The sequence below is a fragment of the Elizabethkingia bruuniana genome (assembly GCF_002024805.1).
GTDB lineage: Bacteria > Bacteroidota > Bacteroidia > Flavobacteriales > Weeksellaceae > Elizabethkingia > Elizabethkingia bruuniana.
In genome coordinates this window covers 4,034,589-4,059,384 of the sequence record NZ_CP014337.1, presented here as the reverse complement: position 1 = coordinate 4,059,384, position 24,796 = coordinate 4,034,589, and the positions used below count along the sequence as shown (strand labels likewise).

16 protein-coding genes are annotated in these 24,796 nt (G+C 37.0%); 14 read left to right on the top strand and 2 right to left on the bottom strand.

Annotated features, from left to right (window positions below; translation table 11 throughout):
- Nucleotides 1–75: 75 nt before the first annotated feature.
- The 3 genes from AYC65_RS19005 (at nucleotide 76) to AYC65_RS18995 (ending at nucleotide 2,969) form a co-directional block, all read left to right on the top strand.
- Nucleotides 76–738 carry a carbonic anhydrase gene (locus tag AYC65_RS19005; RefSeq protein ID WP_034871665.1) on the top strand — a complete coding sequence of 221 codons (663 nt, stop codon included), beginning with the start codon at nucleotides 76–78 and terminating at the stop codon, nucleotides 736–738.
- A gap of 133 nt (nucleotides 739–871) precedes the next feature.
- The gene (locus AYC65_RS19000; protein WP_234300405.1) at nucleotides 872–1,081 is read left to right on the top strand and encodes a hypothetical protein; all 210 of its coding nucleotides are present in this window, start codon (nucleotides 872–874) and stop codon (nucleotides 1,079–1,081) included.
- A gap of 295 nt (nucleotides 1,082–1,376) precedes the next feature.
- Nucleotides 1,377–2,969 (top strand): SulP family inorganic anion transporter, encoded by a 1,593-nt coding sequence (locus AYC65_RS18995; protein WP_034871667.1) that lies wholly within the window; start codon nucleotides 1,377–1,379, stop codon nucleotides 2,967–2,969.
- Between the two features lie 8 nt (nucleotides 2,970–2,977).
- Here AYC65_RS18995 and pth read toward each other — a convergent pair whose 3' ends face one another.
- Together pth and mfd are read right to left on the bottom strand one after the other, a co-directional pair.
- Entirely contained in the window at nucleotides 2,978–3,541 is a 564-nt protein-coding gene (gene pth, locus AYC65_RS18990; RefSeq protein WP_034871668.1) for an aminoacyl-tRNA hydrolase, read from the bottom strand.
- A gap of 29 nt (nucleotides 3,542–3,570) precedes the next feature.
- Nucleotides 3,571–6,927 (bottom strand): transcription-repair coupling factor, encoded by a 3,357-nt coding sequence (mfd, locus tag AYC65_RS18985; protein WP_034871669.1) that lies wholly within the window; start codon nucleotides 6,925–6,927, stop codon nucleotides 3,571–3,573.
- 314 nt (nucleotides 6,928–7,241) lie between these two features.
- On the opposite strand from mfd, the gene AYC65_RS18980 reads away from it, so the two are divergent.
- The 11 genes from AYC65_RS18980 (at nucleotide 7,242) to AYC65_RS18930 (ending at nucleotide 24,755) form a co-directional block, all read left to right on the top strand.
- Nucleotides 7,242–7,589, top strand: a complete 348-nt coding sequence (locus tag AYC65_RS18980) for a hypothetical protein (protein ID WP_034871670.1) — start codon at nucleotides 7,242–7,244, stop codon at nucleotides 7,587–7,589.
- 224 nt (nucleotides 7,590–7,813) lie between these two features.
- Nucleotides 7,814–9,328, top strand: coding sequence for a GH3 auxin-responsive promoter family protein (locus tag AYC65_RS18975; RefSeq protein ID WP_034871671.1), 1,515 nt, complete (start codon nucleotides 7,814–7,816; stop codon nucleotides 9,326–9,328).
- A gap of 37 nt (nucleotides 9,329–9,365) precedes the next feature.
- Nucleotides 9,366–10,601 carry an MFS transporter gene (locus tag AYC65_RS18970; protein ID WP_034871672.1) on the top strand — a complete coding sequence of 412 codons (1,236 nt, stop codon included), beginning with the start codon at nucleotides 9,366–9,368 and terminating at the stop codon, nucleotides 10,599–10,601.
- A gap of 214 nt (nucleotides 10,602–10,815) precedes the next feature.
- Nucleotides 10,816–12,393 (top strand): replicative DNA helicase, encoded by a 1,578-nt coding sequence (dnaB, locus tag AYC65_RS18965; protein ID WP_034871673.1) that lies wholly within the window; start codon nucleotides 10,816–10,818, stop codon nucleotides 12,391–12,393.
- Nucleotides 12,393–12,860 carry a ribonuclease HI gene (rnhA, locus tag AYC65_RS18960; protein ID WP_034871674.1) on the top strand — a complete coding sequence of 156 codons (468 nt, stop codon included), beginning with the start codon at nucleotides 12,393–12,395 and terminating at the stop codon, nucleotides 12,858–12,860. The genes dnaB and rnhA overlap by 1 nt, the downstream gene beginning before the upstream one ends.
- 50 nt (nucleotides 12,861–12,910) lie before the next feature.
- Complete coding sequence (gene nadB, locus AYC65_RS18955; protein WP_034871675.1) at nucleotides 12,911–14,488, top strand: L-aspartate oxidase; 1,578 nt, start codon at nucleotides 12,911–12,913, stop codon at nucleotides 14,486–14,488.
- A 1-nt stretch (nucleotide 14,489) separates the two neighbouring features.
- Nucleotides 14,490–15,329 carry a sulfurtransferase gene (locus AYC65_RS18950; RefSeq protein ID WP_034871676.1) on the top strand — a complete coding sequence of 280 codons (840 nt, stop codon included), beginning with the start codon at nucleotides 14,490–14,492 and terminating at the stop codon, nucleotides 15,327–15,329.
- A 1-nt stretch (nucleotide 15,330) separates the two neighbouring features.
- Nucleotides 15,331–16,197 carry a carboxylating nicotinate-nucleotide diphosphorylase gene (gene nadC / locus AYC65_RS18945; protein ID WP_034871677.1) on the top strand — a complete coding sequence of 289 codons (867 nt, stop codon included), beginning with the start codon at nucleotides 15,331–15,333 and terminating at the stop codon, nucleotides 16,195–16,197.
- Nucleotides 16,198–16,276: 79 nt separating this feature from the next.
- The gene (locus AYC65_RS18940) at nucleotides 16,277–18,961 is read left to right on the top strand and encodes a TonB-dependent receptor (RefSeq protein WP_034871678.1); all 2,685 of its coding nucleotides are present in this window, start codon (nucleotides 16,277–16,279) and stop codon (nucleotides 18,959–18,961) included.
- A gap of 386 nt (nucleotides 18,962–19,347) precedes the next feature.
- Nucleotides 19,348–22,005 carry a TonB-dependent receptor gene (locus AYC65_RS18935; protein ID WP_034871679.1) on the top strand — a complete coding sequence of 886 codons (2,658 nt, stop codon included), beginning with the start codon at nucleotides 19,348–19,350 and terminating at the stop codon, nucleotides 22,003–22,005.
- Nucleotides 22,006–22,151: 146 nt separating this feature from the next.
- On the top strand, nucleotides 22,152–24,755 hold the full coding sequence (locus AYC65_RS18930; RefSeq protein ID WP_034871680.1) for a TonB-dependent receptor: 2,604 nt from the start codon (nucleotides 22,152–22,154) through the stop codon (nucleotides 24,753–24,755).
- Nucleotides 24,756–24,796 lie beyond the last annotated feature (41 nt).

Genomic DNA, 24,796 nt, shown 5'->3' with positions numbered 1-24,796 from the left:
AAACCTGATAAATTATAGAATTTTTCTATCAGATTTTGCATATTTTTAGCCCCAATAAATTTTAATTTTTTATTTATGTCAAATTCTTATGAACAAATTTTCGAGAACAATCGGAAATGGGTAGAGAGCAAACTCTCTCAGGATCAAGATTTCTTTACAAATCTTGCCGCAACACAAACTCCGGAGTACCTTTACATTGGTTGCTCAGACAGTAGAGCTACTGCTGAAGAACTAATGGGCGCTAAACCAGGGGAAGTATTCGTTACACGTAACATTGCCAATGTTGTGAACACTTTAGACATGAGCTCTACTTCTGTTATTCAGTACGCTGTAGAACATTTAAAAGTAAAGCACATTATTGTATGTGGACACTACAACTGTGGAGGTGTTAAGGCTGCTATGACTCCTCAGGATTTAGGACTTTTAAATCCTTGGTTAAGAAACATTCGTGATGTTTACAGAATTCACCAAGCAGAACTAGATTCTATTAAAGACGAGCACAAAAGATACGACCGTCTTGTTGAGCTAAACGTTCAGGAGCAGTGTATCAACGTTATCAAAATGGCTTGTGTACAGGAAAGATATATCACTGAAAATTTCCCTATTGTACACGGATGGGTATTCGATTTGAGAACAGGAAAATTAATTGATTTAGAGATTGATTTTGAAAACATCCTGAAAGACATCCAAAAAATTTACGATCTTACCAATTCTGATTGGATGATGCGTAATAAATAATTAACATCAGTGAATTAATTTTTGCATTATTTTTGCATTATAAAGTCTTCATTTTCAGAAAGTGAAATATATAAGTATTATCATATTAGGAGTTTTTCTCAATTTCATGGCACTACCGAGTATTGCCAAACTAATGGATTGGGATCTACCTACTATGTCACAAAACCTTTCTGAAGAAGAAGTAAAAATCAAACGAATGAGTGAAGAGCAGTTACACAGCGAGCCTTTGCAAATTCAAAAAATACATAGGGACCACAATCTCAAGAAAGCATTTGTTCTTTACGACGATAGCAAACGTGTAGATCCCCTTCTTATGATATTTTCCCCTCCTCCGGAGGCATAATACACTCTTTCACAGCTTTTACACAAAGCTTTTTATCCAAATTAATTTTTCTTTTTATTGATTTATTGAGAATCGATCTTCATATCATTATTTTTCAAGCGAAAAAAAACTAATCCATGAATTCTCAAATTTTTCAATAAAAACATACTTGTACTCAGTTCAGGTATAATGTATCAGTCATTTCAATATCAAAAGTATTGAAACAATCTCTGGTTCAACATATTCTATATATGATATGCTGGTAAATATTTTATGTCTTTACATAAGGTGTTGATCCATCATTAAAATTAATATTATGAAACAAAATAAAACCAATATATTCAGCGATGTTAAACCCAACTTTGCATCAGGTCTGGTTGTTTTTCTTGTCGCTTTACCTCTTTGTTTAGGTATTGCTTTAGCTTCTGGTGCCCCACCTTTATCGGGTATTATTGCCGGAATTATCGGCGGTATCATTGTAGGCTTTCTCAGTACATCTAACATCAGTGTAACCGGTCCTGCCGCAGGCCTCACAGCTATCATCCTGGCTTCAGTGACCGAATTAGGAGCATTTGATCTGTTTCTTTGTGCCGGAATTATCGCCGGAGCTACTCAGCTAATCTTAGGCTTCCTAAAAGCCGGAAGTATTTCCAATTATATACCTACAGCCGTTATCGAAGGGATGCTTGCAGGGATCGGGATCATCATTATTCTGACCCAGCTACCTCATGCATTAGGCTTCGACAAGGACTATGAAGGTAAACAAACATTATTTGACAATGGATTCAATCTTGTTCCATATATGAATGAAATCGCCTCTGCAATTCATCCGGGAGCAATATTAATTTTTGCAATTTCAATAGCTATTCTGATTGTGTGGGACAAAATTCCTGCATTGAAAAAAATAAAAATGCTTCCTGCGGCTCTTGTAGCAGTGACAGCAGGGATTGTGATTAATCTGTTGTTTACGTCTTCCGGAAGCTCTTTAGCTGTGACTACAGATCACCTGGTGAAGCTTCCTGTACCGAAATCTGCAGAAGACTTCAAAGCATTGATTACCTTTCCAAACTTTACTGGTTTTACAATGCCCGCAGTATGGGTAACAGGTATTACAATTGCAATTGTAGCCTCTATCGAAACGCTTCTTTGTATTGAAGCTGCGGACAGAATGGATTTTAAGAAAAGAATTACTGATACCAATCAGGAACTTCGCGCACAGGGAATTGGTAACCTCATCAGCTCATTTATTGGTGGATTACCTATGACATCGGTAGTTGTAAGAAGTTCAGCGAATGCCAATGCAGGTGCTACAACCAAATTATCTGCCATTATCCATGGTGTACTATTGTTAGTATGTGTACTAAGTATTCCTGCAATCCTAAATATGATTCCATTGGCAACTCTTGCTGCTGTCCTTATCCTTGTAGGCTATAAGCTGGCAAAACCTGCAACAATAAAGCACTTCTGGGACAAAGGAAAATATCAGTTTATTCCATTTATGGCAACTATGCTTGCTGTCGTTTTCACAGACCTGTTAAAGGGTGTAGCTCTTGGTTTAGTAATCAGTATTATCTTTATTCTTCTTGGGAATATGAAACGTGCTTACTACCTAAGCCGTGAGGAGTTGGAAGATGCTGATGCTATCACAATTGAGCTTGCTGAGGAAGTATCTTTCCTGAATAAAGCTGCAATCAAAAAGACCCTGAAGAATATTCAACCAGGATCGCAGGTAACAATTAACGGAAAGCGTACATCTTATATTGCCACAGATGTTTTAGATCTTATTCAGGAGTTTGCAAATATTACAGCAAAAGAAAACAATATAGCTGTAAATCTGGTTGGCTTCCGAACAGATTATAAACAAATCAAAGAATCCCACGTTATAGTGGATCACAAAAGGTCTATGTAATCAGAATTTTATTTTCCGTTAAAACCGGACATCGTATTCTGTATACCTGCAAATACAAAAGATAAAGCTGCTTGAGAAAACTTATCAATTCTTTCCTGCAGCTTTTCTTTTTCTTCTTCACTCCAGCCACCCAGAACATAATCTACTTGCTGACCTTCTTTAAAATCTGCAGAAATTCCAAAACGAAGACGTGTATATTGACCTGTATTTAGTACAGCTTCGATATTGCGCAGCCCGTTATGCCCGCCATGGCTGCCTTTCATTTTCATTCGCAGGGTGCCGAATGGCAACGCCAAATCATCGGTAACAATCAACAGATTTTCTAACGGAATATTTTCTTTCTGCATCCAGTAGCGTACAGCATTTCCACTAAGATTCATATAAGTATCCGGCTTTAGGACAAAGACTTTTCTTCCTTTGTATTTCCCTTCGGCCATCCACCCAAAATTGGTTGTATTAAATGGTGCATCTATGGCTTCTGCTATCTTTTCTGCAACTTTAAAGCCTATATTATGTCTTGTTTCTTTATATTCATCGCCTTTATTACCAAGGCCTACGATTAAGTATTTCATTGTTTTTATTTAAAAAAATATGAAGTTTATTATGCCAATATACTATTTAGCAAAGCATTAACCTCATCCACATTACTAATCTTATCTTTACGCATCATTAGCTGATTCCCTTCTGGTGAATGCTTTTCTTTTAACTGTGCATGTTGAGGATTGGAACCAAGGTATTGAATAATCTTTTTAAATCGATCACTCTGATAAAACTTATCTTGAGGATTACCCGGAAAGTACCCAAGGAAGATTCCGTTTTTCATCACTATCTTATCAAATCCTATATCTGCAGCCAACCATTTCAGTTCAATACTCTTCAGTAAGTTAATCGCTTCTTTTGGTAATGCCCCGAAACGGTCATTCAACTCATATTCGAAACGACTAAGCTCTGCAGCGTTCCTTACATCCGCCAGTTTTTGATATAACAACAATCGCTCTTCTGTACTATTTACATAATCATCCGGAAGCATCAGCTCTAAATCGGTATCAATATTCACATCCTTAACAGAGTTGAAAAGCTTTTTGCGCTCTTCTTCATTTTGGAAAAGGCCTTCCATATCTTCATCCTTCAGCTCTTCCAGAGCTTCCTGCATAATTTTCTGATAGGTATCGAAGCCCATTTCATTGATAAAACCGCTCTGATCTCCTCCTAACAAATCTCCGGCACCGCGAATTTCTAAATCTTTCATCGCAATATGGAAACCGCTACCCAAATCCGAAAACTGTTCAATAGCTTCCAAACGTTTACGAGCATCTGAAGAAACCAAATCCATTGGTGGAGTAATAAGATAACAAAATGCCTTTCTGTTACTACGTCCTACACGTCCACGCATCTGGTGCAAGTCTGCCATACCAAACCGCTGTGCATCGTTGATGAAAATCGTATTGGCATTAGGTACATCCAATCCGCTTTCCACAATCGTAGTAGAAACCAACACATCATATTTGCCCTCCATAAAATCCATCATATTTGCTTCCAGCTGTTTACCATCCATTTGTCCATGCCCCGTAATAACTCTGGCATCCGGAACCAATCTCTGGATAAGACCTGCAATTTCTTTAAGATTTTCTATTCTGTTATTAATAAAATAAACCTGTCCGTCTCTTTGTAATTCATAACTAATAGCATCTCTCAGAGTTTCTTCGTTAAAGCCTACCAATTTAGTATCCACAGGCTGCCGGTTAGGCGGTGGTGTTTTAATAACCGAAAGATCTCGCGCTGCCATCAGAGAAAACTGTAATGTTCTCGGGATAGGAGTTGCAGTAAGCGTTAAAGTATCAATGTTGGTTTTCATAGTCTTCAGCTTATCCTTTATAGCTACGCCGAATTTATGTTCCTCATCAATAATCAGTAATCCCAGATCTTTAAACTTTACGCTGGCGCCTACCAATTGATGTGTACCAATTACAATATCTATTTTGCCGGAAGCTAATCCTTCCAACGTTTCTTTCTTCTGTTTTGCTGTTCTGAAGCGGTTAAGATAAGAGACCTCAACAGGGAAGTCTTTAAGCCTTTCTTTAAAACTTCTGTAATGCTGAAATGCCAGAATTGTTGTAGGAACCAAAAGCGCTACCTGTTTCCCGTCTACAGCAGCTTTAAAGGCAGCACGGATAGCAACTTCTGTTTTTCCAAATCCTACATCTCCGCAGATTAATCGATCCATTACTGTATCTGCCTGCATATCTGCTTTTACGTCCATTGTTGCTTTTTCCTGATCCGGAGTATCTTCATAAATAAAGGAAGCTTCCAACTCATTCTGCATATATCCGTCCGGTGAATAGGCAAAACCTTTTGCACTTTTCCTTTGTGCATAAAGCTTGATAAGGTCAAATGCAATCTGTTTAACTCTTGCTTTGGTTTTTTGTTTCAGGGATTTCCATGCGGAAGATCCCAGCTTACTCAACACAATGTCTTTTCCGTCAGGTCCGTTATATTTTGATATTTTATGAAGTGCATGAATACTGACATATAATAAATCTCCATTTTTATAAGACAATTTAAAACATTCCTGAACTTTACCATTGTTATTGACCTTTACCAGCCCCATAAATTTTCCTATCCCATGATCAATATGTGTAATGTAGTCCCCAACTTTCAGAGACATCAGATCCTTTAAGGTAAGTTGCTCACTTTTGGCAAAAGCATTTTTCGCTTTATACCGTTGGTATCTGTCGAATATCTGGTGATCGGTATAAACTGATATTTTATTTTCATTATCTACAAAGCCTTCATGCAGTTCGGAAGCACAACTTTTAAACGGGATATTCTTTTCAAGCTCTTCAAAAATGCTTTCCAGACGATCCTTTTGTTTTTCGGAGGAGAATGAAATCCATGCATCATAACCTTTTTCCAGTTTATCTTCCAGATCCTGAATCAACCATTCAAAGTTTTTATTAAAAACAGGTTGCTGGGTTAGTTTCAGTTGAATTTCAGCTCGTGAAGATTTTAATACTTCTGAAGTAAAGTCTGCCCATACAAAATGGTTAATCTCATTCAGAAACTCATCTTCTGATACAAAAATAGCTTTAGGTTCGCTGTATTTAATATCCTGATGCAGGGTTTTATATACTTCCTGCGCCTTTTCAAAAAACTCACGAATATGCTTTACTCCCAAAAATGCATTTCGGGTAAACATGACAGTTTCCTTAGGAAGAATTCCTAGCAAAGAAGTTTTCGAAGTATCTCCTGAGATATCCTGAATAGCGGACACCAGCTGGAATTCTTCCACTTTTCCCTGTGTTAGCTGACTTTCTATGTCGAAAGTACGAATACTGTCTACTTCATTCCCGAAAAAACTGATCCGGAAGGGAAACTCGTATGCATAAGAAAACACATCTATAATACCACCACGAACAGAGAATTCACCAGGCTCTGATACAAAATCTGTTCTGTTGAACTTATAATGGTTCAGCAATTCATCTATAAAATCAAAATCCAGTTGTTCTCCTACTTTTATGGTATGGGAGAACTTTCCAAACTCTTCCTTCTTGATTACCTTTTCTGAAAGTGCTGCCGCATATGCTATAATTACTTTTGGTACTTTAGACGAATTCAATTGATTAATAACCTCTGTCCGCAATACTCTGTTTGCATTCTGCGTTTTTTCTATCTGATAAGGCTCCAGAAAAGTTGCCGGAAAATATAATACATTCTCTTTTCCACAAAGTTCTTCCAGCTCTGCGGTAGTATATAAGGCATCCTCTTTATCATCCAAGATTATCAGCATAGGCTGATGGAATGACACAAAGTATTCCGCAGCCAGCAAACTCATAGAGGAACCCGCAGCTCCTTTTATACTAATCTTTTGTTTTTCGCGCAGTGTATCGAATATTTCTTTACCCCATTGTTTCTTTAATAAATCGGGTAACAGCGTATTTTTTATAGAAGTTAATTGCACCTGGTATTAAATTTCATTTAAACGACGAAAAACGGATTCAGTGCTTCCTGAAACCGTTATCGAACTGCAAATTTACGAATAATATAGTTATTCTTTTATAGATAATTGAAAATGAGAATATAAGCCAATATATACTGTCACAGAACAGGAAAACCTGCTATTTCTCTCTTATCTGGTTTAAGCCCGTTTTAAACTGTGATAAAATTTTGTTAAATTAATTGTCATCGAAATTTTTAGCACACATCTTGATAGTTTTTTAGTGTAACTTCACAGAAGTAAAAATTTAAATTACACATACAAAAAACCATTAAAAAATGAAAAATCTATTATCAGCATTATCTCTGGCTTTAGGACTAGGATTTGCAACTGCTCAGACAACTACACCTCGTCAGACAACACCTGTTACTCCGGTAAAAAAAGAAATGAAATCTTCAGTAAAAGAAGTAAAATCTACTGCAAAAGATACCAAGACAACAGCAGTGAAAGAAGTAAAGTCAACTTCTAAAGACGCTAAAGGAGCAGTGAAGGAAGTAAAATCTACAACAACTACACAAGGTGTAAAGCTAAAAAAAGACGGAACTCCTGACAAAAGATACAAATCTTCACAACATCTTAAAAAAGACGGAACTCCTGATATGAGATATAAAGAAAACAAAAAGTAATAATAATCAATCCAAATTCTCTATAACACCGTTTAGTATTAATACTAAACGGTGTTTTTTGTATATCTAAGAAATATCGAACCCGACAGCTTTGACAGAAGCTTATATTATTACTGAACGGTATTCAAAACAAACTTCCATTCATATGATAGAAAATATCTTCTGATCATTCTCACTTTTACAACATTGGTTTCAAGTGGAATTACGTAATTTTGCCCTCGATTATGTTGAGCATCTTAAAAAAAGCTATTGCCAAAATCTGGGCGAAGCAATATGTAAAATCATCGGAAGAGTTTACCCGGAATGCAGTTTCTAATCAGGAAGACTTATTAAAAAGCCTGATTACAAAAGCTGAAAACACAAAATTCGGAAAAGAACACAACTTCGGAAGCATCCGCAATATTCAGGATTTTCAGACAAAAGTTCCTTTAGCTGATTATGAAGATCTGAAAAATTATATTGAAGAAATAAAAGAGGGAGAAAAGGATATCTTATGGCCGGGACAACCAGAATATTTTGCCAAAACATCCGGAACAACATCCGGCAGCAAATATATACCCATTTCTAAAGAAGCAATGCCATATCAGATTGACGCTGCCAGAAGTGCACTATTTTTCTATATTGCACAGAAAGACAATGCTGATTTTGTAAATGGAAAAATGATTTTCCTGCAAGGATCTCCGGAACTTACAGATCTGCATGGAGTAAAAACAGGCCGCCTTTCCGGGATTGTAGCTCATCATATTCCAAATTATCTGCAAAAGAACAGGCTTCCAAGTTGGAAAACCAATATAATAGAGGACTGGGAAACCAAGGTTGACAAAATCATTGCTGAAACTGAGAAAGAGAATATGACACTTATTTCCGGCATACCACCATGGTTAATCATGTATTTTGAAAAACTTACAGAAAGATCCGGCAAAAAAATAAAGGAAATATTTCCAAATCTCCAGCTTATTGTTACCGGCGGGGTCAATTACGAGCCCTATCGGGAAAAGATGAATAGTCTCTTAGGTGGTACTGTAGACATTGTCCAGACCTTTCCGGCATCAGAGGGATTCTTTGCATATCAGAATAATTATAAAGAAGACGGACTTCTTTTACTAACCAATCATGGTATATTCTACGAGTTCATTCCTCAGGAAGATCTTGGAAAAGAAAATCCAAGGAGACTAACCCTTGGAGAAATAGAACTTCATAAAGATTATGCTCTTGTCATTACAACTAATTCCGGACTTTGGGCTTATATGATTGGTGATATGATAAGATTTATTTCTAAAAATCCATATAAAATTCTGGTAAGCGGAAGAACAAAACATTTTACCTCTGCATTTGGCGAGCACGTTATTGCCTATGAAGTAGAGGAAGCCATGAAAGAAGCCATATTAAAACACCCGGCTCAAATCTCTGAATTCCATTTAGCACCACAGGTAAATCCGGAAAGCGGTCTCCCTTATCATGAATGGTTTATAGAATTTGAAAAAGAGCCTGCAAATATGGAAGCGTTCCGACAAAGTCTGGATATAGCACTAAGAAATAAAAACACTTATTACAACGACCTAATTACAGGTAACATTCTACAGACACTTATTATATCCCGACTGAAAAAAGACAGCTTCCTGGAATATGCAAAATCACAGGGTAAACTAGGAGGACAGAATAAGATTCCGCGTTTAGCAAACAACCGTGATATTGCAGACTTCTTTCATCGGCCAGAGTTAAATCTCATAATAAAATAATTAACAAAATTAATTTCCTTCATTTTTTTACTATACTATGATATCACTGGCTCCCCTCCAGACACTAAGAAATACTGAATACAGAAATCTTCTTATTGGGCGATTCTTTCTGATCATCGCTTTCCGAATGCTTGCAACCTTACTTGGCTGGTGGGTATATCACTTAACCAAAGATCCTTTTTCTATTGGACTTATTGGTTTATCTGAAGTAATCCCCGCAGTTGGATGTGCATTATACGCCGGGCATATCATAGATATGAGTGAGAAGAAAAAGTTACTACTGATTTGTAACTACGCTTATTTTTTCCTTTTAAGCTGTTTATTAATACCGGCATTCTGGGGACATAAGCTTAGCTTTAGCAATCATCAGATTACTTATTATATCTATGGTATTATTTTTCTTTCCGGAATCTGCAGAGCATTTTTATCACCATTAGTTCCGGCTTTAATCCCTAACATTGTTAAAAGAGAGGAACTACCAAATGCCATTACACTTAATCAGGCAACATTTCTTACAGCATCAGTATCAGGTCACGCACTGGGAGGTTTTTTAATAGCATGGCTGGGAATCAGCGGTACTCTTGTCGTTATATTATGCTTTTTATTTATCGGATCATTATTTTTCTGGACACTGAACAAACACAGATCTGAATACGAAGGACAAGAAGTAAACGTTTGGGAAAGTATGCGTGAAGGTGTAGTTTATATCTATAAAACGAAAGAAATTCTCGGCGCTCTTACACTTGATCTTTTTGCTGTTTTATTTGGAGGTGCTGTAGCAATGATTCCGGTTTACGCAACTGATATTTTAAAGGTAGGGTCCGAAGGATTTGGACTACTAAATGCGGCATCAGATATTGGCTCAATGTGTATTATTATTACACTATCATTTATGCAGCTTAAAAAGAATCAGGGAAAAATACTTATCGCTGCTGTAAGTGGCTTTGGACTTTGTATTATAGGTTTCGGATTGTCTCATCTGTACTGGCTGTCTTTTGGATTCCTTGTTCTAAGTGGCATGCTGGATGGCATTAGCGTTGTGATCCGCGGTACTATTGTTCAGCTGAAAACTCCCGACAAAATCCGTGGTCGCGTATTAAGCGTCAACACCATATTTATAACTTCCAGCAATGAACTTGGCCAGTTTGAAAGTGGTCTTGCTGCAAAAATGATGGGTGTAATACGCTCTGTTGTTTTTGGTGGCAGTATGACGCTTTTAGTAGCTTTAATGGTAGGGACATTTGCACCAAAACTTCGTAAAATGGAGTATTAACACCAATCACACACCATCAAATATTAACCGAAAAACATTCAAAATTACAATATACAGTTAAGACAAAATAAATATCGTGCTCAGCACATCAATACATAAATATTTATACTTCTTAACACGATTTTTTCCTAATTTAGAGGAGAAATCGCTACTTAAAATTTATTTGTGAATAAAGCAATTGTGCTTTTAGTTTTTTAAAATTTATCTTTGCCTCATGGCTCAAAAGGAAACATTATCATCATTAACGCAAGGGAATTTTGCCAAGGAATTATCTATTTCGCAAGGTAAAATGCCTCCTAATGCAGTGGAATTTGAAAAGCTGGTTATCGGAACTTTTCTCATAGACAAGAAGGCTTTAGACTTTTCTATAGACCTTCTCACCGAGAAGGTTTTTTATGATCCTCGCCATCAGGAAATCTATTCTGCTATTCTGAAATTATATCAGGACAACCATCCTGTAGATATGATGACCGTCATTCAGGAACTTAAACGTGAAGACAGATTAAATCTCGCGGGTGGAGACTCTTACATCATAGAGCTTACCCTGGGAGTATCGTCTTCTGCACACATAGAATATCATGTAAGAATCGTTCTGGAAAAATTCATTCTGAGATCCCTTATCAATGTATCCGGAAATGTTATAGACCAGTCATACAAAGAATCTACCGATGTATTCGAACTTTTAGATGAGGCTGAAAAAAGCTTCTTTGAAATTACTAATGGTACAATTAAAAAAGGGTTTGACACGGCGAATTCCTTAGTAAAGGAGGCTTTGGACAAAGTAAAATCCCTAAGAGGAAAACAGGGACTTTCCGGTGTACCTTCAGGGTTCAAAGCTGTAGATAAAGAAACAGGAGGCTGGCAGCCTTCCGACCTTATTATTATTGCTGCACGTCCGGCGATGGGAAAAACAGCTTTTATCCTTTCGATGGCCAGAAATATTGCTGTAGACCAAAATATACCTCTTGCCTTGTTCTCTCTTGAGATGGCATCTGTACAGTTAATTATGAGGATGATATCCTCTGAAACAGGAATTTCTTCAGAAAAGCTAAGAAAAGGAACGTTAACCGATGAAGAATGGGAAAGACTATTCAGTAACGTCTCCAATCTGGAGAAGGCCCCTCTTTATATCGATGAAACACCTGCCCTTTCGATATTCGACTTTAGAGCAAAATGCCGTCGATTGGTTATGCAGCATGGTGTGCGGATCATCATGGTCGACTACCTTCAGCTGATGACAGCCCAAAGTGGGAAAGGCGGTGGAAACCGTGAACAGGAAATCTCAACCATTTCTCGTTCCCTTAAAGCGATTGCAAAAGAATTAAATGTACCTGTAATTGCTCTTTCTCAGTTATCGCGTTCCGTAGAAAACAGACCCGGTAAAAGACCTCAACTATCCGACCTTAGGGAATCCGGAGCAATTGAACAGGATGCGGATATCGTATCCTTTATTTACCGTCCAGAATATTATAAAATTGAATATTGGGAGGATGAAACTCCTTCTGCAAATCAGGCTGAATTAATTATTGCAAAACACAGAAATGGTACAACAGAAGATGTCCGTTTAGCATTCCATGGCTCCATGGCAAGATTCGGAGATTTAGGTGAAGACACTTTCGGTGGTGGCATGGGAAGCCCATCACAAGCCAATAATGACAATTTCTATGATAAGATAAAGACCACAATGGATCCTGGTTCGGCATTTGGAATGTCTCCTACTCCGCCAAGCAGTAACAAAGTTTCAGGCTCGGCAATGAATGACGATGATGAAGATGAAATGATGCCTTTCTAATGAAAATAGACATCTATACAGACGGAGCATGCAGTGGTAATCCCGGAAAGGGCGGATATGGAATCGTAATGAAGGTTGTTGAAAAGAAATATGAAAAACAATTTTCTGAAGGTTTTCGCCTAACAACCAACAATCGTATGGAGCTTTTAGCTGTTATCGTAGCATTGGAAAAACTCAATACTCCACAAAGTAATGTTCACATTTACACCGATTCCAAATATGTTTCGGATGCTATCAACCAGAACTGGATATTCGGATGGATTAAGAAAGATTTCAATAAAGTAAAGAATGATGATCTTTGGCGCAGGTTTATCCCTTTAATGAGGATGCACAAGCTCCAATTCCACTGGATAAAAGGACATGCCGGACATCCGGAAAATGAACGCTGTGATCAGTTAGCTGTAAAAGCTGCTCAATCTCAGCAATTATCTGTTGATGTTGTCTTCGAACAGCTACAAAATTCGTAAGTTTATACTTTATTAACGAGAAGGAATATAGACTTCAAATTTTATAAGCTATGATTAAAGCGGATGTTTTAGTTATTGGTTCCGGAATATCAGGACTTTCTTATGCCATTAAGATTGCAGAGACGCTGCCGGATGCACAAATTACTATTGTCACCAAGTCGGATGAAGATGAAAGCAATACCAAATATGCACAAGGCGGACTAGCCGTTGTCACTGATTTTTCAAAAGACAATTTCGAAAAACACATAGAAGATACCATGCGTGCCGGAGATGGGGAAAACAAACGCAATGTTGTTGAAATGGTAGTAAAGGAAGGTCCACACCGCTTCAGAGAGCTTGTAGAATGGGGAACCCGTTTTGATAAAGAAAAAGACGGCGACTTCAAACTGGGAAGAGAGGGCGGACATACCGAAAATAGGATTGTTCACCATAAGGACATTACTGGTTTCGAAATTGAGCGGGCACTTCTGGAAACCGTTAATAAGCTTCCGAATATTGAAGTTCTGGATCACCATTATGTGATCGACTTGCTTACCCAGCACCATGTTCCCGGCAAGGAACTGAATCATGACAACATTCATTGTTATGGTGCTTATATTCTGGATCAGAAAAATAAAAAAATAAAGAAAATTACCGCCAAGATCACCCTTGTTGCAACAGGTGGTGCCGGGCATGTTTATAAAAACACCACAAATCCTATTATTGCAACCGGAGACGGAATTGCCTTTGTTCACAGAGCACGTGGCAAGGTATCCAATATGCAGTATTACCAATTCCACCCTACTGCTATGTTTTCAAAAAGAAGCGGCATGCTGTTTTTGATTTCGGAAGCTGTACGTGGTGATGGTGCAAAGCTGAGAACCAAGGATGGACAGCCCTTTATGCAAAAATATGATGAACGTGAAGAATTAGCTTCCCGTGACATTGTAGCCAGAGCTATAGATAATGAAATGAAAATTTCCGGGGATGACTACGTTGGTTTAGATTGCCGTCATATGGATCAGGAAAAATTCAAAGAACACTTCCCGAATATTTACAAGAAATGTCTTGAAGAAGGTATAGACCCTTTCGAGCAGCTTATTCCCGTTGTACCTGCCTGTCATTATTTAATGGGGGGGATAGACGTGGATATAGACGGACAGTCTTCTATTAAAAATCTTTTTGCTGTTGGTGAATGTACCAATTCGGGATTACACGGAGCCAACCGATTAGCGTCAAACTCTTTACTGGAAGGTTTAGTATTCGGTCACGAAGCAGCTGTAAAAACAGTAGAATTACTGAAACAGAATGAATTTAATTTCAATGACCTAAAGGCTATCCCTGAATGGAATCAGGAAGGAATGAAGCTAATGGACGAAATGGTAATGGTCTCTTATTTCAGAAAACAGTTACAAGAAATGATGAGTGACCTTGTAGGAATCGTGAGAAGCAATTCCCGCTTAAAAATAGCACAGCAGAAACAGAGAGAAATTTATGAAGCTGTAACAGCTCTTTATAATAATTCTATCCTTTCGCCACAGCTATCTGAACTTAGAAATCTTGTGAATGTTTCTTACCTGATCATCAAACATTCTATGGAGATGAAAGAAAACAAAGGAGCTTTTTTTAATAAAGATTTAGTAAAATAAAATGAATCCTATTATTAATCCCGATGAGTTAGTGAATATTCTGCACCAACCAGAAACTATCATTATCCATGCCGGAAACAATGCCAAAAGCATATACGATAATGGACATATAACTAATGCCTATTATATGGAACTAAACACTGATATGTCCGATGTTCCTGAAGATTATAAAAACGGAGGCCGACATCCGCTGCCCAAAATAGAAAATTTTATAAAAGTACTGCAGGAAACTGGTATCGAAAAAGACTCTCATATTGTTATATATGATGATAAAAACGCATCGAACGCTGCTGCCCGGTTATGGTGGATGCTTCGTTCTGCGGGACTCGAGAAGGTACAGGTACTAAATGGAGGCTTGCAAGCAGCTATTAGTAATGCTATTCCTACAACAACAGAGGCTTCCTCGAAAAAAACGTCTGGAAATTACACTTTTACAGAATGGCAATTACCTATTGCTAGTATTCAGGAAGCTGAAAAATTCACCCAAAAGGAAGAGACCTTAATTATTGACGTTAGAGAAACGCCTCGTTACAATGGAGAAACAGAACCCATAGATACTATTGCGGGGCATATTCCAACTGCAAAGAATTACCCTTTTGCCAACAATCTTAATTCGGACGGAACTTATAAAGATCCGGAGGAATTAAAACAGTATTTCACAAAAATATTCGAGGGTCATGAACCTGAAAATATTATGGTACATTGCGGTTCTGGTGTTACAGCTTGCCATACATTATTGGCAATAGACTATGCCGGACTCAATATCCCAAAACTTTATGTAGGCTCCTGGAGTGAATGGTCCAGAAACGATAAACCAATTGAAACAACAAGAACAATATAAAATGAACCGTCCAAGTTATATTACAGAAAAAGCACTAAATACTTTTATTAAAAATGCTCTGGCAGAAGATATTCAGAAAGGAGATCATTCTACATTGGCAACAATCCCTGCCACATTGCAACAGTCTGCAAAGTTGTTGGTAAAAGAAGATTGTATTCTAGCAGGTGTTGAACTGGCAATATATATATTTAAGTATTATGATAAAGATCTCACTGTCGATGTCAAAATTAGAGATGGTGAACAAGCCAAAGTTGGTGACGTCGCGTTTATTGTAACCGGTTCTGCTCAGTCTATATTGTCTACAGAAAGATTTGTACTAAACTGTATGCAGCGCATGAGTGGTATTGCTACGCTTACTCATGATTGGGATTCCCGATTGGTAGGAACCAAGACCAAACTTTTGGATACCCGTAAAACTACACCTAATTTCCGTTTGTGTGAAAAATGGGCAGTATCTATTGGTGGTGGAACCAACCACAGATTTGGATTGTATGATATGATTATGCTGAAAGATAATCACATTGATTATAACGGCAGTATTTCCAATGCCGTGAAAATGGCCAGAGAATATGTAGAAAAAAATAAGCTCAATCTGAAAATCGAGGTTGAAACCAGAAACCTAAAAGAGGTTCAGGAAGCCATCAATACTCCGGGAATAGACCGTATTATGCTGGACAACATGGACAACGAAACCATGGCTGAAGCAGTAATTCTCATTAACAAAATTTGTGAAACTGAGGCCTCCGGCAATGTTACAAGAGAAAGACTTAAGGACATTGCAAAAACCGGTGTAGACTATATCTCAGCAGGTGCATTAACCCATTCCGCGAAAAATATTGACCTGAGCCTCAAGGCATTGAAAATTTAACATTTCGTTAAACTGTGTTAAAAAAAAAAAGTGCATTTTGCAACCTGAAACTATCTGCGTATAAAAGTAAATCAATAATATGAAGATCAATTTTAGAAAGCCAATGCTTGCGGCGGTACTTACACTAACTACAGCCAGCGTGTATTATGCACAGCAAACACAGGACACTACAAAATCCAAATCAAAAGACATCGATGAGGTTATTTTAAGGGGTGTTACTGACATTGCTAAAGATAGAAAAACTCCGGTTGCAGTTTCTACCATCAAAGAAGCGCAGATCGTTGAGAGACTGGGTAACCAGGAACTTCCTGAAATCTTAAAATCAACACCCTCTGTTTATGCAACAAAAGGAGGTGGTGGTTTTGGCGACGGACGTGTAAATATCAGAGGTTTTGATACCAATAATATTGCCGTAATGGTTAACGGTATGCCAGTCAATGACATGGAAGGTGGTACTGTTTATTTTTCTAACTGGCAAGGGCTTTCAGATGTAACTTCCGCGTTACAGGTGCAAAGAGGGCTTGGTTCTTCTAAGTTAGCTATTGCTTCTGTTGGTGGTACCATGAATTTTATTACCAGAGCAGCTGACAAAAAAAAGGAGGGCAATGTAACGATAGGTGTTGGTAATGATGGCTATTTAAAATCTTCATTTTCTTACAACACAGGTAAATCTGCTAAGGGATGGTCCACTTCATTCTTAATGGGCAGAACATCTACTGACGGTTACGTTAACGGAACAAAGGGTGAGGCATATAATTATTATTTTGCTTTAGGTTATCAGCCTAATAAGAAACATGATTTCCAATTTACGTTTACAGGGGCTCCACAATGGCACAATCAAAATAACTTCCAGAATACTATTGCAACAGCTATAAAGTATGGCAATGGTGTTGACAAACCTAACAGAAGGTATAATTCCAACTGGGGTTATATGACAGGAGAAGATGGTATTGCCAGAGAATATTCTCAATCAGTAAACTGGTATAGCAAACCGGTTGCTATGCTGAACTGGGACTGGACCATGGATGAAAAATCTAAATTATCTACTGTACTTTATGGCTCTTGGGGACGCGGTGGCGGTACAGGGGTTATTGGAACTATCAATGGAACCAATATTAATAGCCTTCCAAAAACTTCCGATGGTCTTATCAGATTTGATGATATTGTTAGATGGAATCAAGGAGGAAATGTTGCCGATTTTGGTGCAAATAACAAAACACCAGGTGTAGCCACCAGAACTAATGGACTTGTAAGAAGATCCAGCGTTAATTCACATGACTGGTATGGGTTTCTTACTAATTTCCAACACAAGATTAATGATAACTGGAATTTCTCTGTTGGTTTAGATGGTAGATATTATTATGGCTATCACCCAGGTTTATTAACAGGTCTTTGGGGAAATAACAAGTATATTGAGAAAGACAATATGAATATTCCCGGAGGTTATGATGTAACCCTTGTACAGAAGCCACAACCTTCTGCAAACCCTTTCGTAAAAGCAGTTAAAGATCAGAGCCAAATCGTATACAGAAATTATGATGGTGAAATATTATGGGGAGGTATTTTTGGACAATTAGAGTATTCTAACGATGTAATATCTGCTTTTGTTCAAGGATCTGCTTCGGAGCAAGGCTTTCAGAGAATTGACAATTGGATTATAGACGGTGTAACAGTACAACAAGGTCAGACAGTTAATAGAAAAACCGGATTCAAATATATTTTCGGATATAATGCTAAAGCTGGTATTAACTTTAATCTTGATGAGCATAACACTGTTTTTGCAAATGCAGGATATTATTCTAAACAGCCTAATAATTATGCTGTGTACAATACTCCTGTCGCAGATGGTCGCCAAACAGGTAACCAACAGATACTAAATCCTAATTTAACGAATGAAAAAATCGCTTCTGCCGAACTTGGTTACAGATTTAGAAGCGCAATTTTCAATGCAGACGTTAACCTTTATTATACATCATGGAAAGATAGATATCAAAGATTTTCTAATTTATCAGGAAATGATGCTAATAATAAACCATATTCAAGAGCATTTGTAGATGCAACTGGTATTCAGGAAATACACATGGGAGCTGAATTTGAAGGAACTTTAAAAGCCACTGACTATCTAACATTCAATTTAATGTTCTCTATTGGGGATTGGAAATATAAAGGGAACCCTACAGGAAATTTATTTGACCTAAATGGTACCCCAATTCCAATTAATGGAAGCAGTAATACTGCAGTATTCGCTTTAGACAAAGTAAAAGTTTCAGATGCAGCACAAACAACAGGTTCAATAGGTTTTACATTAAAACCTGTAAAACAGTTAAGCATTTTTGGTAACTGGAATTACTTTGGGAATTATTATGGTGGCGTGAGCTTCGGTAATGATTATGTTGTTCGACCTGATGGTTCGATAACTGATAATGCAAAAAGAGGTGCTTTAAAATATCCTAGTTATAATACAACAGATGCTGGTCTCTCTTATACATTTAATATAGGTAACAATCAAAGATTAATTATTACCGGGAATGTGTTTAACCTGTTTGATACAACATATATTTCAGATGCAAGATCTTCTAATTTCGTAAAAGAATTGTCTGATTTTTCTACTACCACATCGGGAGGAGTAACAACTACAGCACAACAAAAGTATGATGCCTATAGAAATAATCCTTTAAATTTCTATAAGGGAATAGATACCAGTAACAACGTTTATTGGGGATTTGGAAGAACTTGGTCTGCTAGTATTTCTTATAGATTCTAATTAGAATATAAAATAATAAAAGAACGAGGCTGCTTTAAAAAGCAGTCTCGTTTTATTTGTTCAAATATTATGGATTTTAATTATTGCAAACCTTTATTTTTTATTATTATCAGAGTACCCCCTTGTTTACTTTACAATTAAAAAGCAGCACAATAAATATCTATTTTTGTTAACAAAATTTGTGAGATATAATAATTCAAACAGATTGCAAAAACCGTTGTAGCCTGCATTTTTACAATCTGTAGTTCAGATCATTTCATGAGAAATATAACCCTGATTATCAAAGTTTTGAAAATTTAACAATTTGTTAAACTACGTTAAAAAAAAAATATGCATTTTTGCACTCCAAAACTATCTGCATAATAAAAGTAAAGTAAATCAATAATATGAAGATCAATTTTAGAAAGCCAATGCTTGCGGCTGTAATTACACTAACCACAGCAAGTGTTTATTACGCGCAGCAAACACAGGACTCCACAAAATCCAAATCGAAAGACATCGAGGAGGTAATTTTGAAAGGTGTAACTGACATTGCTAAAGACAGAAAAACTCCGGTTGCTGTTTCTAACATTAAAGCTGCACAAATTGTAGAAAGACAAGGTAACCAGGAACTTGTTGAAATCTTAAACACAACTCCTTCTGTATACGCAAGTAAAGGTGGTGGTGGTTTCGGAGATTCTCAAATCAATATCCGTGGTTTTGAATCCAGAAATATTGCTGTCTTGGTAAATGGTATGCCTGTTAATGATATGGAAGGCGGTACTGTATATATGTCTAACTGGACAGGACTTTCTGATGTAACTTCCGCTATGCAGGTACAAAGAGGTCTTGGTTCTTCTAAATTAGCAATTGCATCTGTAGGAGGAACAATGAACTTTTTAACCCGCTCTGCTGATATGAAGCAAGGAGGGGTTATCCGTTTAGGTGTTGGTAACAATGACTTTTTAAAAACATCTTTTGCTTATAACACTGGTAAATCTCAAAATGGCTGGTCTTCTTCATTCTTAATGAGCAGACAAGCTGGTTCAACTTTTGTTCAAAATACACAATATGAATCTTATGCTTACTTCTTTGCATTAGGATATCAGCCAAGCAAGAAGCATAATTTACAGTTTATGATTACTTCTGCCCCACAATGGCACAACCAGAGAAGTACATCAAATACTATATCAGATTATATTAAATATAATCCGGATAATGATGGCACTCCTGACAGAAGTTACAATTCAGACTGGGGTTATCGTACAATGCCAGACGGAAGAAGAGTTTCAATTGCTAATAAAGCTAATTATTACTCTAAACCAGTACTTATGTTAAACTGGGACTGGACAATCAGTGACAAATCTACCTTAAGTACTGTTGCTTATATGTCTAACGGCCGTGGTGGTGGATTATCCGATCAAGGTAAGTTAAATGGAAAATTTGCTAGTGGGTATTTAGATAATACAGGACACATTGATTACGATCAGATTTTTAAAGGAAACGCTGCTGTTGATGCTAATACAGCTGCTGCAGGTAGTACACTTATCAGAAGATCTAGCGTAAACTCTCACAATTGGTACGGTATCTTAATGAATTTCCAACATAAAATCAACGATAATTGGAATTTCTCTGTTGGTACAGATGACAGATATTACTATGGTTATCATTACATGGTTGCAACTGATTTATATGGAGCAAATGGTTATAAGGATGACAAAAATCAAAACATTGCACCTAATGTAATTCGTAATACATACGATTATAAAAAATTAGCTTGGAATCCATTTGGAGGAAATCAACCTCCAATGTCAGACAGATTATCATACAGTAATGATGGTGAAGTTCTTTGGTATAGTGGATTTGGTCAAATCGAATATTCTACTGAAAAACTAACTGCATATCTTCAAGGATCAGTATCTAATCAAGGATATCAAAGAATTGATAGTTTTGTAAAAGATGGTGTAACATTACTTAATGGAAAACTAATTGGAGATCCAATCCCGAATACCAAACCTCAACAATATTACGCAGCAACAGATAGTAATCCTGCTGTTCATACTAAAACAGGATTTAAAAATCTATTTGGATTTAATGTTAAAGGGGGAGTAAATTACAATATTGATGATCATCATAATGTATATGCAAACTTAGGTTATTACAGCAAGCAGCCATTTATGAACTCTGTATATCCAAGTAACAAACAGTTTGTTAATCCCGCATTAACCAATGAAAAGATTTCATCTTATGAAATTGGTTATGGATACAGATCTGCTAAGTTCAATGCTACATTAAACCTATATAGAACGCAGTGGAAAGACAGATGGTTAAGAAGATCTATGCAATTTGATATGGGAGCTGCAGGTATAGTTTCCGGATATTCTGAGTTAGCAGGAATTACTGAAGTTCACCAAGGTATAGAATTTGAAGGAACTTATAAGCCATTCCGTTTCCTTGAGTTTAATGGTATGTTCTCTTTAGGTGATTACTTCTACAAAGGAAATGCAACAGGTGCTAATTATGATGACGCTAATAATCCTATTACTGTACCTGGAACTGATAAAAACTCAAGTACATTATATCTTGATGGTGTAAAAGTTGGAGGTTCTAGTTTTAATAGTATCCCACAAATGACATCAGCTCTTGGAGTAACTGTTAGACCTGTTCAAGATTTAAGTGTTTACGGTACGTGGAGACATGTTGGTAAAGTATATTCAGGAATGGATGCTGGGACATTTACAAAACCAGGAGGATCGGCTTTAAAGCTACCTGACTTTGATCTTTTTGATGTTGGTGCTTCTTATAAAATTAGATTAAAAGATTCTAAACAATTCTTTACTATTGGAGCTAACGTATACAACTTATTTGACCTTACTTATATTTCAGATGGAGGAACGAATATTAAACTTACTGACAAACCTGCAAATTTAGCGGACGGAAGTAAAAATTCTCAAAACCTTACATATGAGCAGTTAGGATATGTATATAAAGGTATTGCAAATGGTAATAAAGTATACTTTGGGGCACCAAGAACTTGGGCTGCAACTGTATCTTTCAATTTCTAATCAAAACAACATTAGAATATAAAAATAAAACCCGCCAAATGGCGGGTTTTATTTTTGCTTTTTTCATAAAAAAATTAACATCGTGTTAAAGAATGTTAAAGAATAAATACTCATATTTGCAGCGTTAAAAATCAACACTGTTATTTATGAACATTAATTTCAAAAAGCCATTAATTACGGCTCTTGTATTATCCACAGCCAGTGTGTATTACGCACAGAAAACTAAGGATTCTCTGGAAAAATCTAAGTCTATTGACGAGGTAGTTTTAGTAGGAAGAAACCTTACACAGGTTGCTAAAGAAAGAAAAACACCTGTTGCAGTTTCCACAATTAAGGCAACGGAAATTCAGGAAAAATTGGGAAACAGAGAGTTTCCTGAAATTATGAAGTCAACGCCATCTGTTTATGTAACCAAAGTAGGTGGTGGATTCGGCGACAGCAGAATTAACATGAGAGGTTTTGATGCTACCAACATTGCGGTAATCATCAATGGACAACCTGTAAATGATATGCAGAGTGGTGCTGTATACTGGTCCAACTGGACTGGTTTAGCAGATATTGCCAGCTCTATCCAGATTCAGAGAGGTCTTGGAGCATCTAAATTTGTTGTTCCATCTGTAGGAGGAACCATTAACATTGTAACTAAAGCTACAGATTCAGAGCAAAAAGCAATGGTAAAAGCAGAAGTAGGTAATGATAGCTATTCAAGATTATCAGCTATGTATTCTTCAGGCTTAAAAAACAAGTGGGGAACGACTGTATTACTTTCTCGTTGGCAAGGTGACGGTTACATTAACGGAACAAAAGGAGAAGGTTATTCATGGTTTTTCTCTGTAGGTTACAAACCAAATGAAAAACATGCTTTCAACATTATTGCAACAGGAGCACCACAGGTACACGATACAAGAAGATCTTCTGCAACGGGAGCCAATGTAGCAACATTACGTCAATTAGATACATACGGAAGAAGATACAATCCACAAACAGGAATACTAAACGGATCTCAATTCAATTTAGCGCCTAATTTCTACCACAAACCAATTGCTTCAATTAACTGGGACTGGACTATTAATGATGCTTTAAAGCTTTCAACTGTAGTTTATGCTTCATGGGGCCGTGGTGGTGGTGGTACCGGATTGAGCGGAAGCATCTTAGGTGGAGCCGATGGAAAAACTCCAATGAACTTTACAAATGGTAGCGGTACCATTGATTGGGATATGATTTATCGTTACAACAGAGGAGGAATGGTAACTGATTATAGTGGAAGATCATTCCAAAAAGGAACCTTCACTGCAGAACAAGGGCAACCAACCGATTATAACGGACGATATGTAGCAACATTGAATGGTACAAGTGGTATTGTAAGAAAGCAAAGTATCAATGCACACGATTGGTATGGTGCTATTGCTGACCTTAACTATAAGAAAAACAACTGGACTTTCAACGGAGGAATTGACCTTAAAACTTACAAAGGTGCACTATATGATATAGTTACAGATATGTTAGGTTCTGATGCATTTTTTGTGAAAAGTACAGTGAACTCTCCTAATGGTTATTTTGTCAATAAAATAGTAAAACCAGAAGCAATCACAAACCTAAATAATGTTCAGAAAGTATCTATATACAATGAAGGATTGGTAAGATGGGCTGGAGCATATGGAATGGTTGAGTATTCTGATGAAAAGCTAAGTGCTTCACTTCAGGGTTCCGTTTCCAAGCAATACTATAAGCGAAGAGATTATATGTTATATACTCCGGATAGCCAGGAAACAAAATGGTACAACAAAACTGGTTATATTGTAAAAGGAGGTGCTAACTATAATATAGATGAACATCACAATGTATTCTTCAATACAGGTGTTATTTCCAGACAACCATTATTTAGTGCTTTATTCCCGACGAACCAGAATGTCTATAAAGATGTAAAGAACGAGAGAATTTTCTCAATAGAACTAGGTTATGGATTCAAATCCCGTTATGTAGACGTTAACATCAATGCCTACAGAACACAATGGGATGACAGATTTATTACAAGAACATTCAACGCATCCGCCGGAGATGTTGCAAACTTCTCCCAATTAAAACAGGGAAATACTTATTTCTACAATGCTTTGAACGTAGGACAACTTCATCAGGGAGTTGAATTAGAGGCTAAAGCAAGACCATTCTCTAACCTTAGACTTAGAGGTATGCTTTCTGTTGGTAACTGGAAGTACAAAGGAAATGCAAACTTCAACATCATCGATGTCCTAAGTAACCAGGAAGTTCCGGGAGCAACAGGAACAATAAACATCAAAGATCTAAAAGTGGGTGATGCTGCACAAACTACAGCAAGTATTGGAGCTGATTATAACATTACCAAGGCATTTAGTATTGATGCAAACTGGGAATACTATGACAAATTATATGCTCAGTTTAATCCGATTAATTTCCTTACAGCAGCTGCAAGAGACAAAGGCGTTGTAAAATTACCAAGCTATAACTTATTCGATGTAGGTGCTGCTTATAAGTTTACGATCGATCAGAAAAGATCTTTAACTTTAAGAGTTAATGTATACAACTTATTCAATAAGTATTATATCTCTGAGCTAAGCTCCAACATCTACACAACTGATAAAATTGCAAATGGTCCGGATGCTGGTAAAACATATCAGGAAGCAGGAAGAGTATATCAAGGCGTTGCAGATGGCAATACAGGGTTCTTAGGTTTCGGAAGAACCTGGTCAGCCGCGGCTACTTTCAGATTCTAACATTGGTTAAAAATCATCTGAATGATAATCAATTAAACCCG

Excerpts from the sequence above, each read along its gene's own strand:
- nadC (WP_034871677.1), top strand. The coding sequence starts at position 15,331 with ATGAACCGTCCAAGTTATATTACAGAAAAAGCACTAAATACTTTTATT.
- AYC65_RS18995 (WP_034871667.1), top strand. The coding sequence starts at position 1,377 with ATGAAACAAAATAAAACCAATATATTCAGCGATGTTAAACCCAACTTT.
- pth (WP_034871668.1), bottom strand. The coding sequence starts at position 3,541 with ATGAAATACTTAATCGTAGGCCTTGGTAATAAAGGCGATGAATATAAA.
- dnaB (WP_034871673.1), top strand. The coding sequence starts at position 10,816 with ATGGCTCAAAAGGAAACATTATCATCATTAACGCAAGGGAATTTTGCC.
- AYC65_RS18930 (WP_034871680.1), top strand. The coding sequence starts at position 22,152 with ATGAACATTAATTTCAAAAAGCCATTAATTACGGCTCTTGTATTATCC.
- AYC65_RS18975 (WP_034871671.1), top strand. The coding sequence starts at position 7,814 with ATGTTGAGCATCTTAAAAAAAGCTATTGCCAAAATCTGGGCGAAGCAA.
- AYC65_RS19005 (WP_034871665.1), top strand. The coding sequence starts at position 76 with ATGTCAAATTCTTATGAACAAATTTTCGAGAACAATCGGAAATGGGTA.
- AYC65_RS18950 (WP_034871676.1), top strand. The coding sequence starts at position 14,490 with ATGAATCCTATTATTAATCCCGATGAGTTAGTGAATATTCTGCACCAA.
- AYC65_RS19000 (WP_234300405.1), top strand. The coding sequence starts at position 872 with ATGGATTGGGATCTACCTACTATGTCACAAAACCTTTCTGAAGAAGAA.
- nadB (WP_034871675.1), top strand. The coding sequence starts at position 12,911 with ATGATTAAAGCGGATGTTTTAGTTATTGGTTCCGGAATATCAGGACTT.
- AYC65_RS18935 (WP_034871679.1), top strand. The coding sequence starts at position 19,348 with ATGAAGATCAATTTTAGAAAGCCAATGCTTGCGGCTGTAATTACACTA.
- AYC65_RS18980 (WP_034871670.1), top strand. The coding sequence starts at position 7,242 with ATGAAAAATCTATTATCAGCATTATCTCTGGCTTTAGGACTAGGATTT.
- AYC65_RS18940 (WP_034871678.1), top strand. The coding sequence starts at position 16,277 with ATGAAGATCAATTTTAGAAAGCCAATGCTTGCGGCGGTACTTACACTA.
- AYC65_RS18970 (WP_034871672.1), top strand. The coding sequence starts at position 9,366 with ATGATATCACTGGCTCCCCTCCAGACACTAAGAAATACTGAATACAGA.
- rnhA (WP_034871674.1), top strand. The coding sequence starts at position 12,393 with ATGAAAATAGACATCTATACAGACGGAGCATGCAGTGGTAATCCCGGA.